Annotated in this window: 21 protein-coding genes; 9 read left to right on the top strand and 12 right to left on the bottom strand. The window is 70.9% G+C overall.

All coding sequences use genetic code 11. The features are described 5' to 3' along the window. The first annotated feature begins 48 nt into the window (after nt 1-48). The 3 genes from TSO221_RS18915 (at nt 49) to TSO221_RS18905 (ending at nt 2,957) form a co-directional block, all read left to right on the top strand. On the top strand, nt 49-2,106 hold the full coding sequence (locus TSO221_RS18915; protein WP_109120076.1) for an MASE3 domain-containing protein: 2,058 nt from the start codon (nt 49-51) through the stop codon (nt 2,104-2,106). Further along, nucleotides 2,084-2,452 (top strand): response regulator, encoded by a 369-nt coding sequence (locus tag TSO221_RS18910; RefSeq protein WP_109120075.1) that lies wholly within the window; start codon nt 2,084-2,086, stop codon nt 2,450-2,452. The genes TSO221_RS18915 and TSO221_RS18910 overlap by 23 nt, the downstream gene beginning before the upstream one ends. A gap of 148 nt (nt 2,453-2,600) precedes the next feature. After that, on the top strand, nt 2,601-2,957 hold the full coding sequence (locus tag TSO221_RS18905) for a hypothetical protein (protein ID WP_109120074.1): 357 nt from the start codon (nt 2,601-2,603) through the stop codon (nt 2,955-2,957). Between the two features lie 13 nt (nt 2,958-2,970). Here TSO221_RS18905 and TSO221_RS18900 read toward each other — a convergent pair whose 3' ends face one another. The 11 genes from TSO221_RS18900 to rfaD all read right to left on the bottom strand — a co-directional run bounded on the left by TSO221_RS18900 (nt 2,971) and on the right by rfaD (nt 11,052). Beyond that, nucleotides 2,971-3,321 carry a tRNA-binding protein gene (locus TSO221_RS18900; RefSeq protein WP_109120073.1) on the bottom strand — a complete coding sequence of 117 codons (351 nt, stop codon included), beginning with the start codon at nt 3,319-3,321 and terminating at the stop codon, nt 2,971-2,973. Between the two features lie 89 nt (nt 3,322-3,410). Continuing rightward, nucleotides 3,411-3,857, bottom strand: a complete 447-nt coding sequence (locus TSO221_RS18895) for a phasin family protein (protein ID WP_109120072.1) — start codon at nt 3,855-3,857, stop codon at nt 3,411-3,413. A gap of 123 nt (nt 3,858-3,980) precedes the next feature. Next, nucleotides 3,981-4,664 (bottom strand): helix-turn-helix domain-containing protein, encoded by a 684-nt coding sequence (locus TSO221_RS18890; protein WP_109120071.1) that lies wholly within the window; start codon nt 4,662-4,664, stop codon nt 3,981-3,983. A 45-nt stretch (nt 4,665-4,709) separates the two neighbouring features. Further along, nucleotides 4,710-5,192, bottom strand: a complete 483-nt coding sequence (locus tag TSO221_RS18885; RefSeq protein ID WP_109120070.1) for a YbaK/EbsC family protein — start codon at nt 5,190-5,192, stop codon at nt 4,710-4,712. A gap of 2 nt (nt 5,193-5,194) precedes the next feature. After that, nucleotides 5,195-6,127, bottom strand: a complete 933-nt coding sequence (locus TSO221_RS18880; protein WP_109120069.1) for a ribose-phosphate pyrophosphokinase — start codon at nt 6,125-6,127, stop codon at nt 5,195-5,197. A 165-nt stretch (nt 6,128-6,292) separates the two neighbouring features. Next, on the bottom strand, nt 6,293-6,712 hold the full coding sequence (locus TSO221_RS18875) for a hemerythrin family protein (protein ID WP_247878126.1): 420 nt from the start codon (nt 6,710-6,712) through the stop codon (nt 6,293-6,295). Nucleotides 6,713-6,856: 144 nt separating this feature from the next. Beyond that, a complete protein-coding gene (locus TSO221_RS18870; RefSeq protein WP_109120067.1) occupies nt 6,857-7,282 on the bottom strand; it encodes a thioesterase family protein in 426 nt (141 codons plus the stop codon). A gap of 11 nt (nt 7,283-7,293) precedes the next feature. After that, a complete protein-coding gene (pgeF, locus tag TSO221_RS18865) occupies nt 7,294-8,061 on the bottom strand; it encodes a peptidoglycan editing factor PgeF (RefSeq protein ID WP_109120066.1) in 768 nt (255 codons plus the stop codon). 86 nt (nt 8,062-8,147) lie between these two features. Further along, nucleotides 8,148-9,254: an SAM-dependent methyltransferase gene (locus TSO221_RS18860; protein ID WP_247878125.1), complete on the bottom strand. Its 1,107-nt coding sequence runs from the start codon at nt 9,252-9,254 to the stop codon at nt 8,148-8,150. Next, nucleotides 9,251-10,054: a prolipoprotein diacylglyceryl transferase gene (gene lgt / locus TSO221_RS18855; protein WP_109120065.1), complete on the bottom strand. Its 804-nt coding sequence runs from the start codon at nt 10,052-10,054 to the stop codon at nt 9,251-9,253. Before lgt ends, TSO221_RS18860 begins: the two co-directional genes overlap by 4 nt. A gap of 11 nt (nt 10,055-10,065) precedes the next feature. Next, nucleotides 10,066-11,052, bottom strand: coding sequence for an ADP-glyceromanno-heptose 6-epimerase (gene rfaD / locus TSO221_RS18850; protein WP_109120064.1), 987 nt, complete (start codon nt 11,050-11,052; stop codon nt 10,066-10,068). A 115-nt stretch (nt 11,053-11,167) separates the two neighbouring features. On the opposite strand from rfaD, the gene TSO221_RS35510 reads away from it, so the two are divergent. The 4 genes from TSO221_RS35510 to proC all read left to right on the top strand — a co-directional run bounded on the left by TSO221_RS35510 (nt 11,168) and on the right by proC (nt 13,428). Next, the gene (locus TSO221_RS35510) at nt 11,168-11,431 is read left to right on the top strand and encodes a DUF1778 domain-containing protein (protein WP_158284137.1); all 264 of its coding nucleotides are present in this window, start codon (nt 11,168-11,170) and stop codon (nt 11,429-11,431) included. A 107-nt stretch (nt 11,432-11,538) separates the two neighbouring features. Next, nucleotides 11,539-11,892, top strand: a complete 354-nt coding sequence (locus tag TSO221_RS18840; RefSeq protein ID WP_109120062.1) for an accessory factor UbiK family protein — start codon at nt 11,539-11,541, stop codon at nt 11,890-11,892. Nucleotides 11,893-12,101: 209 nt separating this feature from the next. Beyond that, entirely contained in the window at nt 12,102-12,608 is a 507-nt protein-coding gene (locus TSO221_RS18835; protein WP_109120061.1) for a YbjN domain-containing protein, read from the top strand. Nucleotides 12,609-12,627: 19 nt separating this feature from the next. After that, the gene (gene proC / locus TSO221_RS18830; RefSeq protein WP_109120060.1) at nt 12,628-13,428 is read left to right on the top strand and encodes a pyrroline-5-carboxylate reductase; all 801 of its coding nucleotides are present in this window, start codon (nt 12,628-12,630) and stop codon (nt 13,426-13,428) included. A gap of 1 nt (nt 13,429) precedes the next feature. Here the strand turns inward: proC and TSO221_RS18825 are convergent, their stop codons facing one another. Further along, nucleotides 13,430-14,491 carry a serine hydrolase domain-containing protein gene (locus TSO221_RS18825; RefSeq protein ID WP_158284136.1) on the bottom strand — a complete coding sequence of 354 codons (1,062 nt, stop codon included), beginning with the start codon at nt 14,489-14,491 and terminating at the stop codon, nt 13,430-13,432. A gap of 124 nt (nt 14,492-14,615) precedes the next feature. Here TSO221_RS18825 and TSO221_RS18820 point away from each other — a divergent pair, with 124 nt between their 5' ends. Further along, a complete protein-coding gene (locus TSO221_RS18820; protein WP_109120058.1) occupies nt 14,616-15,083 on the top strand; it encodes a MarR family transcriptional regulator in 468 nt (155 codons plus the stop codon). After that, nucleotides 15,080-15,520 carry a hypothetical protein gene (locus tag TSO221_RS18815; protein WP_109120057.1) on the top strand — a complete coding sequence of 147 codons (441 nt, stop codon included), beginning with the start codon at nt 15,080-15,082 and terminating at the stop codon, nt 15,518-15,520. Before TSO221_RS18820 ends, TSO221_RS18815 begins: the two co-directional genes overlap by 4 nt. The last annotated feature ends 117 nt before the right edge of the window (nt 15,521-15,637 follow it).

Genomic DNA, 15,637 nt, shown 5'->3' with positions numbered 1-15,637 from the left:
TAACACTCCTTGCCGGCACCAAAAAAACCACACGCCGAACAGGGGGATATGGCCGATCCGACGATTTCCGCCACCGCGCACCGCACCGGCCGATTCGGCTGGGCGCCGGAGTTCGCGCTGATCGGGGGCGGAACGCTGGTGATGTTCCTCACCATGCGCGGCAACTACCTGCTGTTCCACACGCTGGCCGAGCTGTTCAGCATCGTGGTGGCCACCGCGACCTTCGTGATCGCCTGGAACACCCGGCACGCCAACCAGTCGCAGTTTCTCGCCTTCGTCGGCCTGTCCTTCCCGTCGGTGGCGGTGCTCGACCTGCTGCACACCCTGTCCTACAAGGGCATGGGCGTCTTCCCCGGTGACGCCAACCTGCCGACCCAACTGTGGATCGCCGCCCGATTCGTCCAGGCGGCGAGCTTCCTGGCGGCGCCGCTGCTGCTGCCCAACGCCCGGGTGGCGCCGGGGCTGGTGCTGGGGCTGCACGCGGCGCTGGTCACGCTGATCCTGGTGCTGATCTTCCCGCTGGAGGCCATGCCCGACTGCTTCATCGAGGGGCAGGGCCTGACCGATTTCAAGATCGCCAGCGAGTACGCCATCTCCGGTCTGGTGGCGCTGGCGTGCGTGGCGCTGTGGACGCGGCGGCGGTATTTCGAGGGCGGCACCTTCCCGCTGGCACTGGCCGGGTTCGCGCTGCTGATCGTGCAGGAGATGACCTTCACGCTGTACCAGGACACGCACGGCCTGCTGAACGCCTTCGGGCACTTCATCAAGATCGTGTCCTACTACCTGCTGTACCGGGCGATCGTCGTCACCGCGCTGCAGAACCCCTACGACACCATGTTCCTGCGCCTGTGCCGCAGCGAGCAGGCGCTGCGCGACCACCTGGGCAACGCCGAGGCGATGGTCGCCGCGCGCACCGCCGAGCTGCGCGAGAGCGAGGCGCGCTGGAAGGCGCTGCTGGACTGCTCCAACGACTGGTTCTGGGCCACCGATTCCGACGGCCGCTTCACCGAGGTGTCGCCGCGCGCCCGCGAGGCGCTCGGCCGGCCATCGTTCGAGCTGATCGGCCGCCCCCCCGCCGACCTTCTCGATTCGGCGCGGCCGCCGGACGACTTCGCGGTGTTCCAGGACGCGTTGCGCGAGCACCGGCCGTTCCGCCGGCTTTCCTTCCCGATCGCCACCGCGGTGTCGACGGGCTGCTGGCTGATGTTCAGCGGCATGCCGCGCTTTTCGGCGGACGGTGTGTTCCTGGGATTCCGCGGCACCGCCAGCGACATCACCGAGCGCCGCCGCGCCGCCGAGGCGGCCCGGCAGAAGCAGACCATGGCGGCGCTGGGCGGCCTGGTCGGCGGCCTGGCGCACGAGATCAACAACCTGCTGCAACCGGTCATCAGCCTGAGCGATCTGGCGCTGAACCGCGCCGGCGAGGACGCCCGGCTGCGCACCTACCTGACCGCGGTGCGCGACAGCGGGATGAAGGCGCGCATCATCATGCGCGACGTGCTGGCCTTCGCCCGCACCGAGGTCGCCGTCTCGCCGCCGGCCGCGGTGGGCGAGGCGGTGCGCGGCGCCATGGAATTGGCGCGCCCCGACCTGCCGCCCGGCATCGGGGTGGAGGTCAGCATCGACGACCGCCTGCCGGCGGTGACCATCACCGCGACCGAGCTGTCGCAGATCCTACTGAACCTGATCCGCAACGCCTGCGACGCCATGCCCACGGGCGGCACGTTGACACTGTCCGCCTGCGTGGTCACGCTGAGGGACCCGGAGGCGAGCCGGCTGGAGATCGCGGAGGGCGACTACGTCCGCCTCACCGTGGCCGACACCGGCACCGGCATGGACGAGGCGACACGGCAGCGGGTGTTCGAGCCCTTCTTCACCACCAAGCCGGTGGGGCTGGGCACCGGGCTGGGGTTGTCGGTGGTGTACGGCATCGTGCGCAACGGCGGCGGAATCGTCGCCGTGGACAGCACGGTCGGCCGCGGCACCGCCGTGATGATCGACATGCCCATGGCGAAGCCCGCGGACGAGCGCGCACCGGCGAACGAGACGACGAACGAGAAGAAGAACGAGGAGGACCCCGCCCATGGCGAACATATTGGTGGTTGAGGACTCCCCCGCGGTCCGCATGGCGATCGTCGAGGTGCTGGAGTCCCTCGGCCACACGGTGACCGAGACGGAGAACGGCCGTCTCGCGGTCGAGCAGATGGCGGGCAAGAGCTTCGACCTGGTGGTCACCGACGTGCTGATGCCGGAGGTGGACGGCATCGAGGTGATCAAGGCGGTGCGCCGCACCAAGCCGGATACCAAGATCCTGGCGATCTCCGGCGGCGCCCCCAACCTGCCGGCCGGCTACGCGCTCAAGCTGACCGAGATGTTCCGCGCCGACGCGGTGCTCTACAAACCCTTCATGAACGACGAGCTGCGCAACGTGGTGGGCGAGCTGGTGGGGTGACCGCCGCCGACCGCGCCGGTGCCGGCCGGCGAAGCCCTTGTCGCATTATGCCGCACATTCCCTGAATTCGCGGCGTGATCGGAATCCAAATATATAGCTAACATTGTCAGCCAGACTGCTACCGGGACCGGCACACCGAGGCCCATCGATGGCTGACATCATTGACATGAAGGATTGGCTGTCGAAGGGCGTCAACGGCAACGCCGAGGGCATTCCGTTGCTCGAACGGCTCGCCTGCACGCGCCTGCGGATGATCACCGACCTGGAGGCGATGATCACCCACTGCGAGATGGTCTCGGAGTATTGCGACAGCCACATCGTCGCCGACGCCGTGGGAAAGCTCATCGGCTACCGCGACATCATTCTCGGCAGCAATCCCGCCGCGCCGGAGGCCGCCCGCGTCTACACCGGGATCGCGCTGGCGCTGGAGAAGGTCGGCAACGACGTCTCCCAGGCGATCCGCGAGCAATTGGACACCGTGCTGTTCGGCAGCGAACCGGCCTGAGGGGCGCGTCGGCTCAGAACAGCCGGCCGCCGTCCGGCACCGCCTGGCCGGGACCGACCAGCACCACCTCCCCCTCCGCGTCCGGCAGGCCGAGCACGAGGCACTCGGAGCGGAACTTGCCGATCTGCTTTGGCGGGAAATTGACCACCGCCAGCACCTGCCGGCCGACCAGCGCGTCCGGCGCGTGGTGGCGGACGATCTGCGCCGAACTGCGCCGGGTGCCGACCTCCGGCCCGAAGTCGACGGTCAGCTTGATGGCGGGCTTGCGCGCCTCCGGGTATGGCTCGGCGGCGATGATGGTGCCGACGCGGATGTCGACCTTGAGGAAATCGTCGTAGGTGATGGTCGTCGGAGTGTGCGTCATGGGCGGCACGCTACCACGGCGCCCCGGAACGCAAAAGGGCCGCTCCGATGCGGAGCGGCCCCTCGCGCAGTCCCCGAAGGGACGGACGCTTACTTGCGAGCCTTCTTGGCGCCGGCGATGGCGGCCTTCACCTCGTCCAGGCTCTCCGACACGCGCTTGGCGAGCACGTCGGCGGCCTCGGTGTTCGACTTGGCGACCATCTCGCTCAGCTCGCGGATGTTGGACAGCGAACGCTCGAAGGCGGTCTTGACCAGTTCGGCCTGCTTGGCGGCCTTGTCCTCCGGCGAGCCGGCGGCGATCACCTCGGTGGCGGCGGTGCCGGCCTCCTCCAGGGTCTGACGCAGGATCTCGGCCTGGCGGCGCAGCACGGCCTGCAGGCCCTCGATGGCCAACTGGTTGGCGGCGGTCACCGCCTCGATGTTCTTCCGTTGCGTGGCGAGGATCGACTCCACGTCGATGCCGGGGAGCTTCAGATCGCCCAGCACCTTGGAGAAATCCGTGTCGAAGAACGGGTTACCGGTCGGCTTGGTCGCCATGTTTCATCCCCGAGTAGGTCCGGCCGGGCTGTCGTGCAGCCAGCAGGGCGTGAGTGGAAGTGCCCACACCTTAATCAACGGCCTGCTGCAGCGCAACATACAAGACGCCGCACCGCTCCAGATTCAACCGGCCGCGGTCTCCGGGGGTTCCGCGGATTTTTCCGCCCTGGGGCGGCGCAGCGCGTTGGCCCAGGACTCGGCGCGGCGCAGCCCGGAATCGAGGGCGGCCATGGTGCGCGCGAGGTCGGCGGTGTCGTCCTTCAGGAAGGTGCGCATCACCCGCGCGTGCACCGCCCCCAGCCCCGCCACCAGCGCCCCGCCGCCCGTCCCGTCCGGGTCCACCCCGGCCGCCCGCAGCATCCACGCCATGGAGCGCGCGTAGGCGCTCGAGAAGGCGAGCGCGGTCAGCGGCTCACGCGGCAGGTCGCGGGCCACGGCGGCGAGGCCGGCGCGGTACGGCACCAGCGCATCGAAACGCCGCATCATCACATCGAAGATCCGATCGCGGGCCGATTCGGACAGGTCGGGCGGCGTGTCGTCGGCCAGCACCGCGGCGTCGGCCACTTCGGCGACCCCGGCCAGCAGCGACGCCCGGGTGGGGAAGCGGCGGTACAGCTCGCCGAGCGGCACCGGCACGGCGCGCGCCACGTCGGCCAGCCCGGTGCGCCGCCAGCCGCGCTCGGACGCGAGATCCATGGCGCGGTCGAGGATGGTGCGGGAAAGCTCGTCCATGGGGGTGAATGTGCGGTCGAAGCGCGGCCGGCGCAAGGTGCTGCTGACCGGCCCGGATCGCTCCTCTTTCGTCATCCCCGCCTTCGCGGGGATGACGGCAAGAAACGGAAAAACGGAACGTCAGGCCTTCTTCACCGCCGCGACCCGCCCGCCGGTCATGCTGACGAGCTGGTCCGGGGTGAGGCGGAACACCGCGTTGGGCGTGCCAGCCGCCGCCCAGATCTCGCCGAGCGTCATCAGGTCGTCGTCGATCAGCACCAGCGGCGGCACGGCGTGGCCCAGCGGCGGGACGCCGCCGATGGCGAAGCCGGTCTTCTCGCGGACGAAGTCGGGGTCGGCGCGCTCGATCTTCTCGCCGATCAGGGCGCCCACCACCTTCTCGTTGACGCGGTTGGCGCCGCTGGCGATCACCAGCACCGGAGTGCCGGACTCCCGGGCGCGGAAGATCAGCGACTTGGCGATCTGCGCAACCGTGCAGCCGACCGACGCCGCGGCCTCGTCGGAGGTGCGGGTGCTGGACTCGTGCTCGACCACGCGATGCCCGAGGCCGATCGCGTCCAGCAGGGACTGGACGCGGGCAGCGGACGGGCTGAGCGTCGTCATGCTCAGGAGAACAGGCTGGAGACCGAGCGCTCCTCGCTGATGCGCATGATCGCCTCGGCGATCAGCGGGGCGATGGTGAGCTGGCGGATGTTGCGGCTGACGCGCACCGCCTCGGTCGCCTGGATGCTGTCGGTGGAGACCAGCATCTCGATGGGGGCCACCGCGATGCGGGCGACGGCGCCGCCCGACAGCACGCCGTGCGTGACGAAGGCGCCGACCGACTTGGCCCCGGCCTCCATCAGCGCGACCGCGGCGTTGCACAGCGTGCCGCCGGAATCGACGATGTCGTCCACCAGGATGCAGCGGGTGCCCTGCACCTCGCCGATGATGTTCATCACCTCGGACACGCCGGCGCGCTCGCGGCGCTTGTCGATGATGGCGAGGTCGGCGTCCAGGCGCTTGGCCAGCGCGCGGGCACGCACCACGCCGCCGACGTCGGGCGACACGATGGTGATCTCGTCGTCGCCGAAGGCGTTGCGGATGTCCTTCTCGAACACCGGGGCGGCCATCAGGTTGTCGAGCGGGATGTCGAAGAAGCCCTGGATCTGGCCGGCGTGCAGGTCCATGGTCAGCACGCGGTTGGCGCCGGCCTGGGTGATCAGGTTGGCCACCAGCTTGGCCGAGATCGGCGTGCGCGGGCCGGTCTTGCGGTCCTGGCGGGCGTAGCCGAAGTACGGGATCACCGCGGTGATGCGCCGGGCCGAACCGCGACGCAGCGCGTCGATGGTGACCAGCAGCTCCATCAGGTTGTCGTTCGCCGGAAACGACGTCGACTGGATCACGAAGACGTCCTCGCCGCGGACGTTCTCGTTGATCTCGACGAACACCTCCATGTCGGAGAACCGCCGGACGCTCGCCTTCGCCAGCGGAACACCCAGGCACGTGGAAATGGCTTCGGCAAGCGGACGGTTGCTGTTGCCGGCAAGCACCTTCATCGCAATCGGCTCTCTCTGAAGGAGGTTCGCATCGGGTGCGGCGGACGGCCCCGACGGCCCCGGCTGCACCCCCCGAAAAACGCGCGGGACCATAACAAAGGGTCGCACCCCTGTAAACGTTCTATGACGCTCGTCGTAAACAGGCCGCGCAGAGGTCCGTTGCGCTCAGCGCGGGGTGTAGCGCGCCAGGTAGTTGCGCAGCTTGAGGTCCGCCTTGGCGAAGTGGTCGAGGAACCAGAACTGCAGCACCTCGTCCGCCTTGCGCTTGACGTAGCCGAAGTCGAAGGCGGACTCGCGCGCCTCCACCTGCTCGATCAGCTCGTCGAGCAATTCCAGCAGGCGGGCGTGCTGCGCCTGGTGCTCGGCGATGTGGGGGAAGCGGATGGAGGCCTGCACCCGCTCCTCGCGGGCGAAGTGGCGGATCGTCTGCCGGCGCAGCGCGTGGAGCACGTCGAGCGCCGCGTCGCGGTGCTCCTCGCTGCCCGGCGTGGCGACGAAGCGCCGGATCAGGTCGTGCTGCTCGTGGTGGTCGGCGTCCAGACCACCGTGGTCGATGTTCATCTCCTCGCGCCAGTCGAGAACCATGGCTCCCCCTCCGCTCGGCCGCTGGACCATACCGACGGGGTACGCCCGATCCCCGAATCGGCGCGTTTGCGCGTCCCGATCATGAACCGCGGACGGGGCGCTTGGCAATCGGATTAGTGGCCGAACAGTGCGCTCGCCGAACTTTTAGTCGGCGCTGTGCACGGCGGCGTAGGCCTCGGCGCGGGAGCGCAACTCCGCCGGGATCGGGATGGAGCGGCGCGTCGCAAAGTCGGTGGTGACGGAGACCAGCTTCCCCTCGAAATAGCGCGTGCCATCCTCGCCGTCGCCGAGGACGCGGAAGCCCAGGCTGGAGCCGCCGAGCTTCTCCAGCAGCACCGAGACGTTCAGGCGCAGCCCCGGCTCCATCGGCGTGCGGAAGTCCACCGCGGTGTGCACGGTGGGCGCGCCCTGCCCCGCCGCGATCAGCTCCATCCAGGGAATGCCGCCGATGGCGCCGAACCACGCCTCCACCGCCTCGGTGATGTAGTCGAAGACGCGCGGCGTGTAGAGGATGCCGGCGGGGTCGCAGTCGCCCCATTTCACCGTGCGGGTCTGCACGAGACGATCCATGGCGGGGGTCCTCACGGTTGCAGCGCGATGGCGGACAGGCCGCGGCCGTAGTCCGTCTCGCCGCGCAGGCAGGCGCGGCGGTAGCTGAAGAAGCGGCTCTCCTCCGCCAGCGTGTCGTTGGGGCAGCGCGCCACCATCTCCACCCCCGCCTTGGCGAGCCGATGGCCGACGTAGCCGGCGAGGTCGAACAGGAAATGCCCCTCGCGGCGCGACGGCGCGAAGAAGTCGCGGTTGCGGTCGTCCTCGGCGAGGATCGGGCCGGGGAACTCCGGCCCCACCTCGTAGGAGCGCATGGCGATGCACGGGCCGACGGCGGCGACGATGCGCTCGCGCCTGGCGCCCAGCTCGATCATGCGCTCGATGGTCGCCTCGACGACACCGCCGCGCGCCCCCTTCCAGCCGGCGTGCGCGGCACCGACCACCCTGGCGCGCTCGTCGGCGAACAGCACCGGCGCGCAGTCGGCGGTGAGGATGCCCAGCGCCAAGCCCGGCGTGCGGGTCACCATGGCGTCGGCCTGCGGCCGCTGGTCCGGACCCCAGGGCTGATCGACCACCAGGCAGGTGGCGCTGTGGATCTGGTAGAGGCTGACCAGCCGCTCCGGCTGCACGCCCATGCGCCCGGCGGCGCGCGCCCGGTTCTCCGCCACCGCCGCCGGGTCGTCGCCGGAGCCGAGGCCGCAGTTGAGCGAAGCGTACAGCCCCGTGGACACGCCCCCCTCGCGGGTGAAGAAGGCGTGGCGGATGCCGTTGAGGTCGTTGAGCGCGCCGAGGGTGATCATGGTGCGTCTGCGTCGGGAATGGGGGAGCTAACCTGCCGCTTCGGCGGCGATCTGTCCATCCGTTCGATGGGAGGATTGTTGAAACGCTATCCCTCGAACCCCGCCGGCGGGCCGAAGCCCTTCGATGCCAGCGCCAGCGCCTTGAACAGCGTGCCCATCCCCTCCCCATTCACCAGACGGTCGAGGGCGGAGTCGATGTCGGCAGCCTGCTTCGGCGTGGCGCTGCGCTTCAGCACCTGGGCACGCTGCTGGATGCCCAGGTGCAGCAGCAGTTCACCCTGGGTGACCGGGCCGTAGGCCTCGGCACCGCCGTCGCGGGCGGCGGCGGCCAGGGACGCGAAGTCCACATGCGCCGTCAGGTCGGCGTCGCCGGGCGTCTCCAGCGCCGGGACGAAGGCGTGCTTGCGCAACGCCTGAAGCGTGTCGCCCACCGCCGGGCCGTGCCCGTAGCCGTAGTCGATGACCAGCGCGGCGCCGGGGTGCGCCGCCAGACGCGCGCCCAGCAGCCGGGCCACCGACTGGCCGGCCGGCGACGCCTCGACGATGCTGCCGACCGGCGACTCGCGCAGGCCCTCCGGCACGAGGTTCCGGCCCGGGCTGCGGCCCAGTTCCAGCACGAAGCGGAAGCGCGGATCCTCGTCCGGGGCGTCGGGGTCGAGGTCGACCAGCCGCTCGGCCCAGCCGTGCACGGTGCGCTGCACCTGCCGGACCGGCAAGGCATCGAAGAACTCGTTGGCGATGACGAGGCTCGGCCCCGCCGGCACGTCGTCGAGGCGGTCGTGCCACGTCGGCTCTGCCCCCGCCAGCGCGGCGCGCTGGCGCTCGCGGAGGTGCGGGCTGGTCTCCACAAGGTGCACGCGGACGGCGGCGCGGAACGGCGGCAGGATCGCCGCGGCGCGCAGCGCGTCGGCCATCAGCGTGCCGCGGCCGGGGCCCAGCTCGATCAGGCGGATCTCCGGCGGGCCACCCAGGCGCTGCCACGCGTCGGCGCACCACAGGCCGATCAGCTCGCCGAACATCTGGCTGACCTCGGGCGCGGTGACGAAGTCGCCGGCGCCGCCGAACGGGTCCTGCTTCATGTAATAGCCGAAGCGCGGATGACCCAGCGCCTCGGCCATGAAGGCGCCGACGGTCAGCGGCCCCTCCAGCGCGATGCGGCGGGCGAGCGAGCGCGCCAGCGTGTCGGCGGTCACGCCGTCACCGGGCGGCGCGGGCGCAGCGCCATCCACAGGCCGACCAGCACCATGGGGATGGACAGCAGCTGCCCCATGGTGGCGCCGCCCCACAGGAAGCCCAGCTGCGCGTCCGGCTCGCGGAAGAACTCGGCGACGATGCGGCTGAGGCCGTAGCCGATGAAGAACAGCCCCGCGGTCATGCCCGGCCGCGCCCGCACCGCCGGGCTGCGCACCGCCACCGCCAGGACCACGAACAGCACCACGCCCTCCAGCGCCGCCTCGTAGAGCTGGCTGGGGTGGCGCGGCACCTGGAGGGGGTCGCGCGGGAACACCACCGCCCAGTCCACGTCCGGCGCGGGGCGGCCGTACAGCTCGCCGTTGATGAAGTTGGCGATGCGGCCGAAGAACAGGCCGATGGGCGCCGCCGCGCAGACGAGGTCGGCGAAGGCGAAGGGCGACAGCCCGCGCCGCCAGCAGAACAGCAGGATCGCCGCCAGCACGCCCAGCGTGCCGCCGTGGAACGACATGCCGCCGTGCCAGACCGCCAGCGCCTCCAGCGGATCCTGGAGGTAATAGGGCAGGTTGTAGAACAGCACGTAGCCGAGCCGCCCGCCGAGGATGACGCCGAGCACCGCCCAGGTCAGGAACTCGTCGTAGTCGTCCGGCGCCGGCCGTCCCGGGTTGCCGCGGGCGAGGGCGAGGCAGTAGCGCCAGCCGAGGATGAAACCGGCCAGATAGGCCAGCGCGTACCAGCGCACCGCGATCGGCCCGACCGAGACGGCGATCGGATCAATGGCGGGAAAGGGAATGGCGAGCATGCTGACTCCCGTCAGACGTACGGATCCGGCTGCGACAGGTAGTCCTGCACGTAGCGCCGCACGCCCTCCTCCAGTTCGGTGAACGGCGCGTCGTAGCCCACGGCGCGCAGGCGATCGGTGCTCGCCTCGGTGAAATATTGGTATTTGTCGCGCAGATGCGCGGGCATGTCGAAGTACTCAATCCGCGGCGCCTGCCCCAGGGCGGCGAAGGTCGCCTCGGCGAGGTCCTTGAAGCTGCGCGCCTTGCCGGTGCCGACGTTGAACAGGCCGGACACCTCCGGGTGGTCGAGCAGCCAGAGCAGCACGTCCACCACGTCGCCGACCCAGATGAAGTCGCGGCTCTGCCCGCCGTCGGGGATGCCGTCGCGGTGCGACTTGAACAGCCGCGCCGTCTCGCCGGCCGCCAGCTTCGGGTAAAGCTTGGCGACGACGCTCATCATGTCGCCCTTGTGCGCCTCGTTGGGGCCGTAGACGTTGAAGAATTTCAGGCCCGCCCACTGCGGCGGCACCGTCTCGCCCTCCAGCACGGCGCGGGCGACGCGGCGGTCGAAGACCTGCTTGGACCAGCCGTAGGGGTTGAGCGGCCGCAGCCCGGCCAGCGCCTCCACCGAGCCGTCGTCGACGAAGCCCTCGGCGCCGTCGCCGTAGGTGGCGGCCGAGGAGGCGTAGATGAAGCGGGCACCCCGCCAGGCGCACCACGTCCACAGGTCCATGGACAGCGCCACGTTGTTGGCGACGATCTTGTCCACATCGCGCTCGGTGGTGGCGGAGATGGCGCCCATGTGGAAGACCACGTCGATCTCGGCGGCGTGCTGGTCGAGGAAGGCCATGACCTCCTCCGGCCGGACCAGCGCCCGCACCTCGCGCTTGGCGAGGTTGCGCCACTTGTCGCCGTCGCGGAAGCGGTCGACCACGGCGACGTCGGTGATGCCGCGCTCCGCCAGCCCGGCCACGAGGTTCGACCCGATGAATCCGGCCCCGCCGGTGACGACGATCATGCGCCCGCAGCTCCTTGGTATCGTTCTGGGCAGCGCCCTGGCGCGGGTTATAGGGTCTGCCCCGCCGCCCCGCAAGGCGTTGACCGGTGCGCGCCGTCGGCGCAGGATGCGGCGCATGAGCGATCCCACGCCCCGCAAGTCCCTGCACCTGCGCGCCGCCCCGGCCCGGCATCGGGCGATTCGGCACGCCGCCGCCTCGTCCGGACGGACGATGACCGCCTTCGTGCTCGACAGCGCGTGCGCCGCGGCCTATCAGACGCTCGCCGGGCAGCCGGACTTCGCGATGCAGGATGCGGACTGGGAGCATGTCCTCGGCCTGCTGGGCCGGCCGGCCGCCGACCGCGACCGGCTGTGCGCCCTGCTCGGCCGTCCGGTATGACCGGATGCCCGTGACGGGATGGGACCCCGGGCGTTGAATCGGGGCGGCGGCACGCCTTAGTATGACGGAATGGTCCGGCGACGGGCCGAAGACACGGGATCGAATCGATGCAGGTCGACAACAAGCTTCTCGACGATCTGGCCCGCGTGGCCGGCGGTGCGCTCGGCGCGCTGTCCAATCTGCGCGAGGAGGCGGAGGCGCAGATGCGCCAGCAGTTCGAACGCATCCTGTCGCGCATGGACGTGGTGCCGCGCGAGGAGTTCGATGCCGTCCGCGCCATGGCCGCCAAGGCCCGCGAGGAACAGGAAACCCTGGCCGAACGCGTCGTCGCGCTGGAGGCCACGGTCGCCACCCTGCTGGCCGAGCACCAGCTGCGCCACGAGGAGGCGGGGCCGAAGCGCCGCGCCCCCGGCCACGCGCACGAGGCGCCCACCGCCCACCCCGGCGGCGCCAAACCCTGAGCGCCCGGACCGTCCCCGGAACCATCCGTAACTTCCGCGCGCGTGCGGACGAATCCTGTTGCGCGCCCGCGGTGCTTTTGGCACGTTGCTTCTTGTAGTAGCCCCCGCGTGTTAATCCACAAGATCTCGGGTCATAGTCCCAACACCCTGGGCGCCCGACGTCAGGGGTCCGGTGCCGTCCATCGCGCCTTCAGAGGAGGACGCAGACCATGTCGGCAGTAGCCGTCGAAACGAAGTCCGTGACCATCCGCAACCCCCTCGACGTGGTCGAAGAGATCGTCACCGCCAACGAGTGGCCCTTCGAGCGCGCCGGCGAGGACGAGCTGATCGTCGAGATCGGTGGCCGGTGGTGCGACTACCGCCTGTACTTCGTCTGGCAGCCGGACGTTTGCGCGATGCAGTTCTCCTGCCAGTTCGACATGAAGGTCCAGTCCAACCGCCGCAGCGCCGTGTCCGAACTGCTGGGCGAGGTGAATTCGCGCCTGTGGCTGGGCCATTTCGACGTGTGCAGCGAGGAGCACACCCCGATGTTCCGCCAGACCACCCTGCTGCGCGGCTCGCGCGGCGCGACGGTGGAGCAGCTGGAGGACCTCGTGGAGATCGCCCTGTCGGAGTGCGAGCGCTTCTACCCCGCCTTCCAGTTCGTCATCTGGGGCGGCAAGACCGCGTCGGAGGCGGTGTCCGCCGCCATCCTCGACACCATGGGCGAAGCGTAACAAGAGGGGCGTGAACGCCATGGCTGCGACTCTCCTGCTGGTCGGCTGCGGCAAGATGGGCGGCGCGATGCTCGACGGCTGGCTGAAGGCCGGCACGGTGGAGCTCGTCGTGGTCGTCGAGCCCGGCGGGATGACGCACGCGCACCCGGCGGTCACCGTCGTCGGCAGCGCGCCGGAGCTGCCGGCCGGCTTCGCGCCCGACGTGGTGGTGCTGGCGGTCAAGCCGCAGGTCATGGACAACGTGGCGCCGGCCTACGCCGGGCTGGCCGGGCCGAAGACGGTCTTCCTCTCCATCGCCGCCGGCAAGACCATCGACTATTTCCACCGCCACCTCGGCGGCGCGGCGGCCATCGTGCGCGCCATGCCCAACACCCCGGCCGCCATCGGCCGCGGCATCACCGTCGCCGTTCCCAACGACGCGGTCGGCGCCGCCCAGCGCGACCTCTGCGCCGCGCTGCTGTCGGCGGTCGGCGAGGTCGCCTGGGCCGAGGACGAGTCGCAGATGGACGCAGTCACCGCCGTCTCCGGCAGCGGCCCGGCCTACGTCTTCCTGCTGGCCGAGGCACTGGCCGCGGCCGGCGAGGCCGCCGGCCTGCCCGCCGATCTGGCGCAGCGTCTGGCCCGCGCCACGGTGTCGGGGGCCGGCGAGCTGCTGCACCAGTCGCCGCAGGCCCCGGCGCAGCTGCGCGAGGCGGTCACCAGCCCCGGCGGCACCACCCGCGCCGCGCTCGACGTGCTGATGGCGCCGGAGGGCATGACCGCGCTGATGACCCGCGCGGTGGCGGCGGCGGCGAAGCGGTCGAAGGAACTGGCGCAGTAGGCTAGCGCCCGAACACCCGCGCGGCGATCAGCGCGCCGACGTCGTCGTCGGTGTTCTCGTCGCCGTTCATCATCAGCACCAGCAGCGTGTCGCGCTCCGGGAAGTACCAGAACTCGGCGCGGAAGCCGGCGTAGCGGCCGGCGTGGCCCCAGCGCGGGCCCCAATCCGAATCCTCGACGACGATGCCGTAGCCGTAGCCCTCGTCGGTGTCCTCGCCGGCGCGGTCGGTGACCATCTCCCTGACCAGATCCGGGGCGAGCAGCGCGCCCTGGCTGCGGAACAGCGCGTCGGCGAACTGCTCCAGGTCGGCCGCGGTGGTGGTGACCGGCGCGTCGCCGAGCGGGCTGGCGTAGGCGACGGTGCTGGCGTCCGAGCGCACGCCGCGGGCGTCCGGCCGGCGGTAGCCGCGCGCCACGCCGGAATCGTTCGGGTCGGCGCCGACCGAGGTGTCCGCCATGCCGGCCGGGCGCAGCACGCGCTCCGCCAGAGTCTCGGCGAAGGGCTTGCCCTCGATCCGCTCCAGGATGCGGCCGAGCAGGATGTAGTTGGTGTTCGAGTAGGCGTAGGCGCCGGGCGGCGTCGGCTTCCGGCAGGGGGCGGACTGGATCACCTCCTCCGCCGTCCAGCGCGGGCCGGGGTGGACGGCGGGCACCGGGGCGCTGTTGCGCAGGCAGTCCGGCACGCCGGAGCGGTGCGCCAGCAGATCGGCCAGCGTGGCGCCCTCCAGGTTGGTCAGGCGCGCCGCCGCCGGGTGGCCGACCAGCGCCGCCGCCGGGTCGCCTAGCGCCACCCTCCCCTCCTGCACCAGCCGCAGCACCGCCACGGCGGTGAGCATCTTGCCGACCGAGGCGACGTGGAAGCGCGTCTGCGCGGTGACCGGCCGCTTGCTGCGCAGGTCGGCGATGCCGGCCGCCGCGAGATCGCGCCGGTCGGCCGAGGAGACCAGGAGCACGCCGCCGGGCGCGGCGTAACGCGCCAGCAGCTCCCGCAGGATGGCGTCCGCGTCGGCGCGGGCCGGAACGGGCAGCGTCAGCAGGATGAGAAGGGCGAGGATGCGCGTCATCCCGCCATGAGGCCGGAGGCAACGGCCGGCAAGCAATGGGGGTGCGGTCATAGGACCGACGGCGCGCCACTCCCCTTCCGGGCATATTGACAGTACACACCCATGATGACAGTATACTACCATTATGACCGAAGACGCCTTTTCCCACCCGACCAGCCGACTAGCCCTCGAGGTCTTCCGCCTCAACGGCGCCCTGATCGCCGCCGGCGATGCGCTCGTCGCGCCCCTCGGCCTGACCAGCGCGCGCTGGCAGGTGATGGGCGCGGTGGCCGAAGCCCGCGGCGGCCTGCCCGTGGCCGGCATCGCCCGCAACATGGGCCTCGTGCGCCAGTCGGTGCAGCGCATCGCGGACCAGCTCGAGGCCGAGGGGGTCCTCCGCTACGTCCCCAACCCCCATCACCGCCGCGCCAAGCTGGTCCGGCTCACCGAACGCGGCGCCGCCCTGTTCGAGGCCGCCAGCGCCCGCTGGCTCGCCCTGGCCGACACGCTGGCCGCCACCTTCGCCCCGGGAGAGGTCGAGCGCACGGCCGAGGTTCTCCAGCGCTTCCGCGGTCACCTGCGGCCCCCATCCGACGACGGAGAGATGCCATGATCCGCGCCTTGCACCCGATCGCCGGCGTGACCGGCCTGCTGACCATCGCCGCGTTCTGGACCTCGACGGTGGCGGCCGAGGCCTTCGGTTCCGATGCCACGGTGCTCGCCGTGAAGACGGCGATTCTCTGGAGCCTGCTCCTGCTCGTGCCGGCGCTGGCGATCACCGGGATCACGGGTGTGCGCATGGCCGGCGGCTCGGCCGACCCGCGGATCGTCCGGAAGCGCCGCCGCATGCCGGTGATCGCGCTGAACGGCCTGCTGGTCCTCGTGCCCTGCGCCGTCTTCCTGCAGGCACGCGCCGCGGCGGGCGAGTTCGGAGGGGCGTTCATCGCCGTGCAGGCCATCGAGCTGCTGGCCGGCGCCGCGAACCTCACGCTGATCGGAATGAACCTGCGCGACGGGCTCGCCCTGGCCCGACGCACCGCGGCGGCCTGACGGTCATACGGACGGCGCCTGAAGGCTCCGTCCACATGCCCCTCCCGCTCAATGCTGTGCATTGAGCTGCCGGGTTGGATCAAAGGCGCCTGATGGAAGCCATCAGGCGCCTTTGAT

It is taken from the genome of Azospirillum sp. TSO22-1 (assembly GCF_003116015.1).
Lineage (GTDB): Bacteria > Pseudomonadota > Alphaproteobacteria > Azospirillales > Azospirillaceae > Azospirillum.
Note: the sequence above shows the minus strand (reverse complement) of the source record. Positions and strands in the feature narration are given on the sequence as shown.

Bases quoted from the DNA above. Each gene is read 5' to 3' on its own strand.
- TSO221_RS18875 (WP_247878126.1), bottom strand. From the start codon at position 6,712: ATGGTTCTCGACTGGCGCGAGGAGATGAACATCGACCACGGTGGTCTG.
- TSO221_RS18835 (WP_109120061.1), top strand. From the start codon at position 12,102: ATGTCGGCAGTAGCCGTCGAAACGAAGTCCGTGACCATCCGCAACCCC.
- TSO221_RS18840 (WP_109120062.1), top strand. From the start codon at position 11,539: ATGCAGGTCGACAACAAGCTTCTCGACGATCTGGCCCGCGTGGCCGGC.
- TSO221_RS18905 (WP_109120074.1), top strand. From the start codon at position 2,601: ATGGCTGACATCATTGACATGAAGGATTGGCTGTCGAAGGGCGTCAAC.
- TSO221_RS18910 (WP_109120075.1), top strand. From the start codon at position 2,084: ATGGCGAACATATTGGTGGTTGAGGACTCCCCCGCGGTCCGCATGGCG.
- proC (WP_109120060.1), top strand. From the start codon at position 12,628: ATGGCTGCGACTCTCCTGCTGGTCGGCTGCGGCAAGATGGGCGGCGCG.
- TSO221_RS35510 (WP_158284137.1), top strand. From the start codon at position 11,168: ATGAGCGATCCCACGCCCCGCAAGTCCCTGCACCTGCGCGCCGCCCCG.
- TSO221_RS18870 (WP_109120067.1), bottom strand. From the start codon at position 7,282: ATGGATCGTCTCGTGCAGACCCGCACGGTGAAATGGGGCGACTGCGAC.
- pgeF (WP_109120066.1), bottom strand. From the start codon at position 8,061: ATGATCACCCTCGGCGCGCTCAACGACCTCAACGGCATCCGCCACGCC.
- TSO221_RS18815 (WP_109120057.1), top strand. From the start codon at position 15,080: ATGATCCGCGCCTTGCACCCGATCGCCGGCGTGACCGGCCTGCTGACC.
- TSO221_RS18915 (WP_109120076.1), top strand. From the start codon at position 49: ATGGCCGATCCGACGATTTCCGCCACCGCGCACCGCACCGGCCGATTC.
- rfaD (WP_109120064.1), bottom strand. From the start codon at position 11,052: ATGATCGTCGTCACCGGCGGGGCCGGATTCATCGGGTCGAACCTCGTG.
- lgt (WP_109120065.1), bottom strand. From the start codon at position 10,054: ATGCTCGCCATTCCCTTTCCCGCCATTGATCCGATCGCCGTCTCGGTC.
- TSO221_RS18820 (WP_109120058.1), top strand. From the start codon at position 14,616: ATGACCGAAGACGCCTTTTCCCACCCGACCAGCCGACTAGCCCTCGAG.
- TSO221_RS18825 (WP_158284136.1), bottom strand. From the start codon at position 14,491: ATGACGCGCATCCTCGCCCTTCTCATCCTGCTGACGCTGCCCGTTCCG.
- TSO221_RS18890 (WP_109120071.1), bottom strand. From the start codon at position 4,664: ATGACGAAAGAGGAGCGATCCGGGCCGGTCAGCAGCACCTTGCGCCGG.
- TSO221_RS18880 (WP_109120069.1), bottom strand. From the start codon at position 6,127: ATGAAGGTGCTTGCCGGCAACAGCAACCGTCCGCTTGCCGAAGCCATT.
- TSO221_RS18900 (WP_109120073.1), bottom strand. From the start codon at position 3,321: ATGACGCACACTCCGACGACCATCACCTACGACGATTTCCTCAAGGTC.
- TSO221_RS18885 (WP_109120070.1), bottom strand. From the start codon at position 5,192: ATGACGACGCTCAGCCCGTCCGCTGCCCGCGTCCAGTCCCTGCTGGAC.
- TSO221_RS18895 (WP_109120072.1), bottom strand. From the start codon at position 3,857: ATGGCGACCAAGCCGACCGGTAACCCGTTCTTCGACACGGATTTCTCC.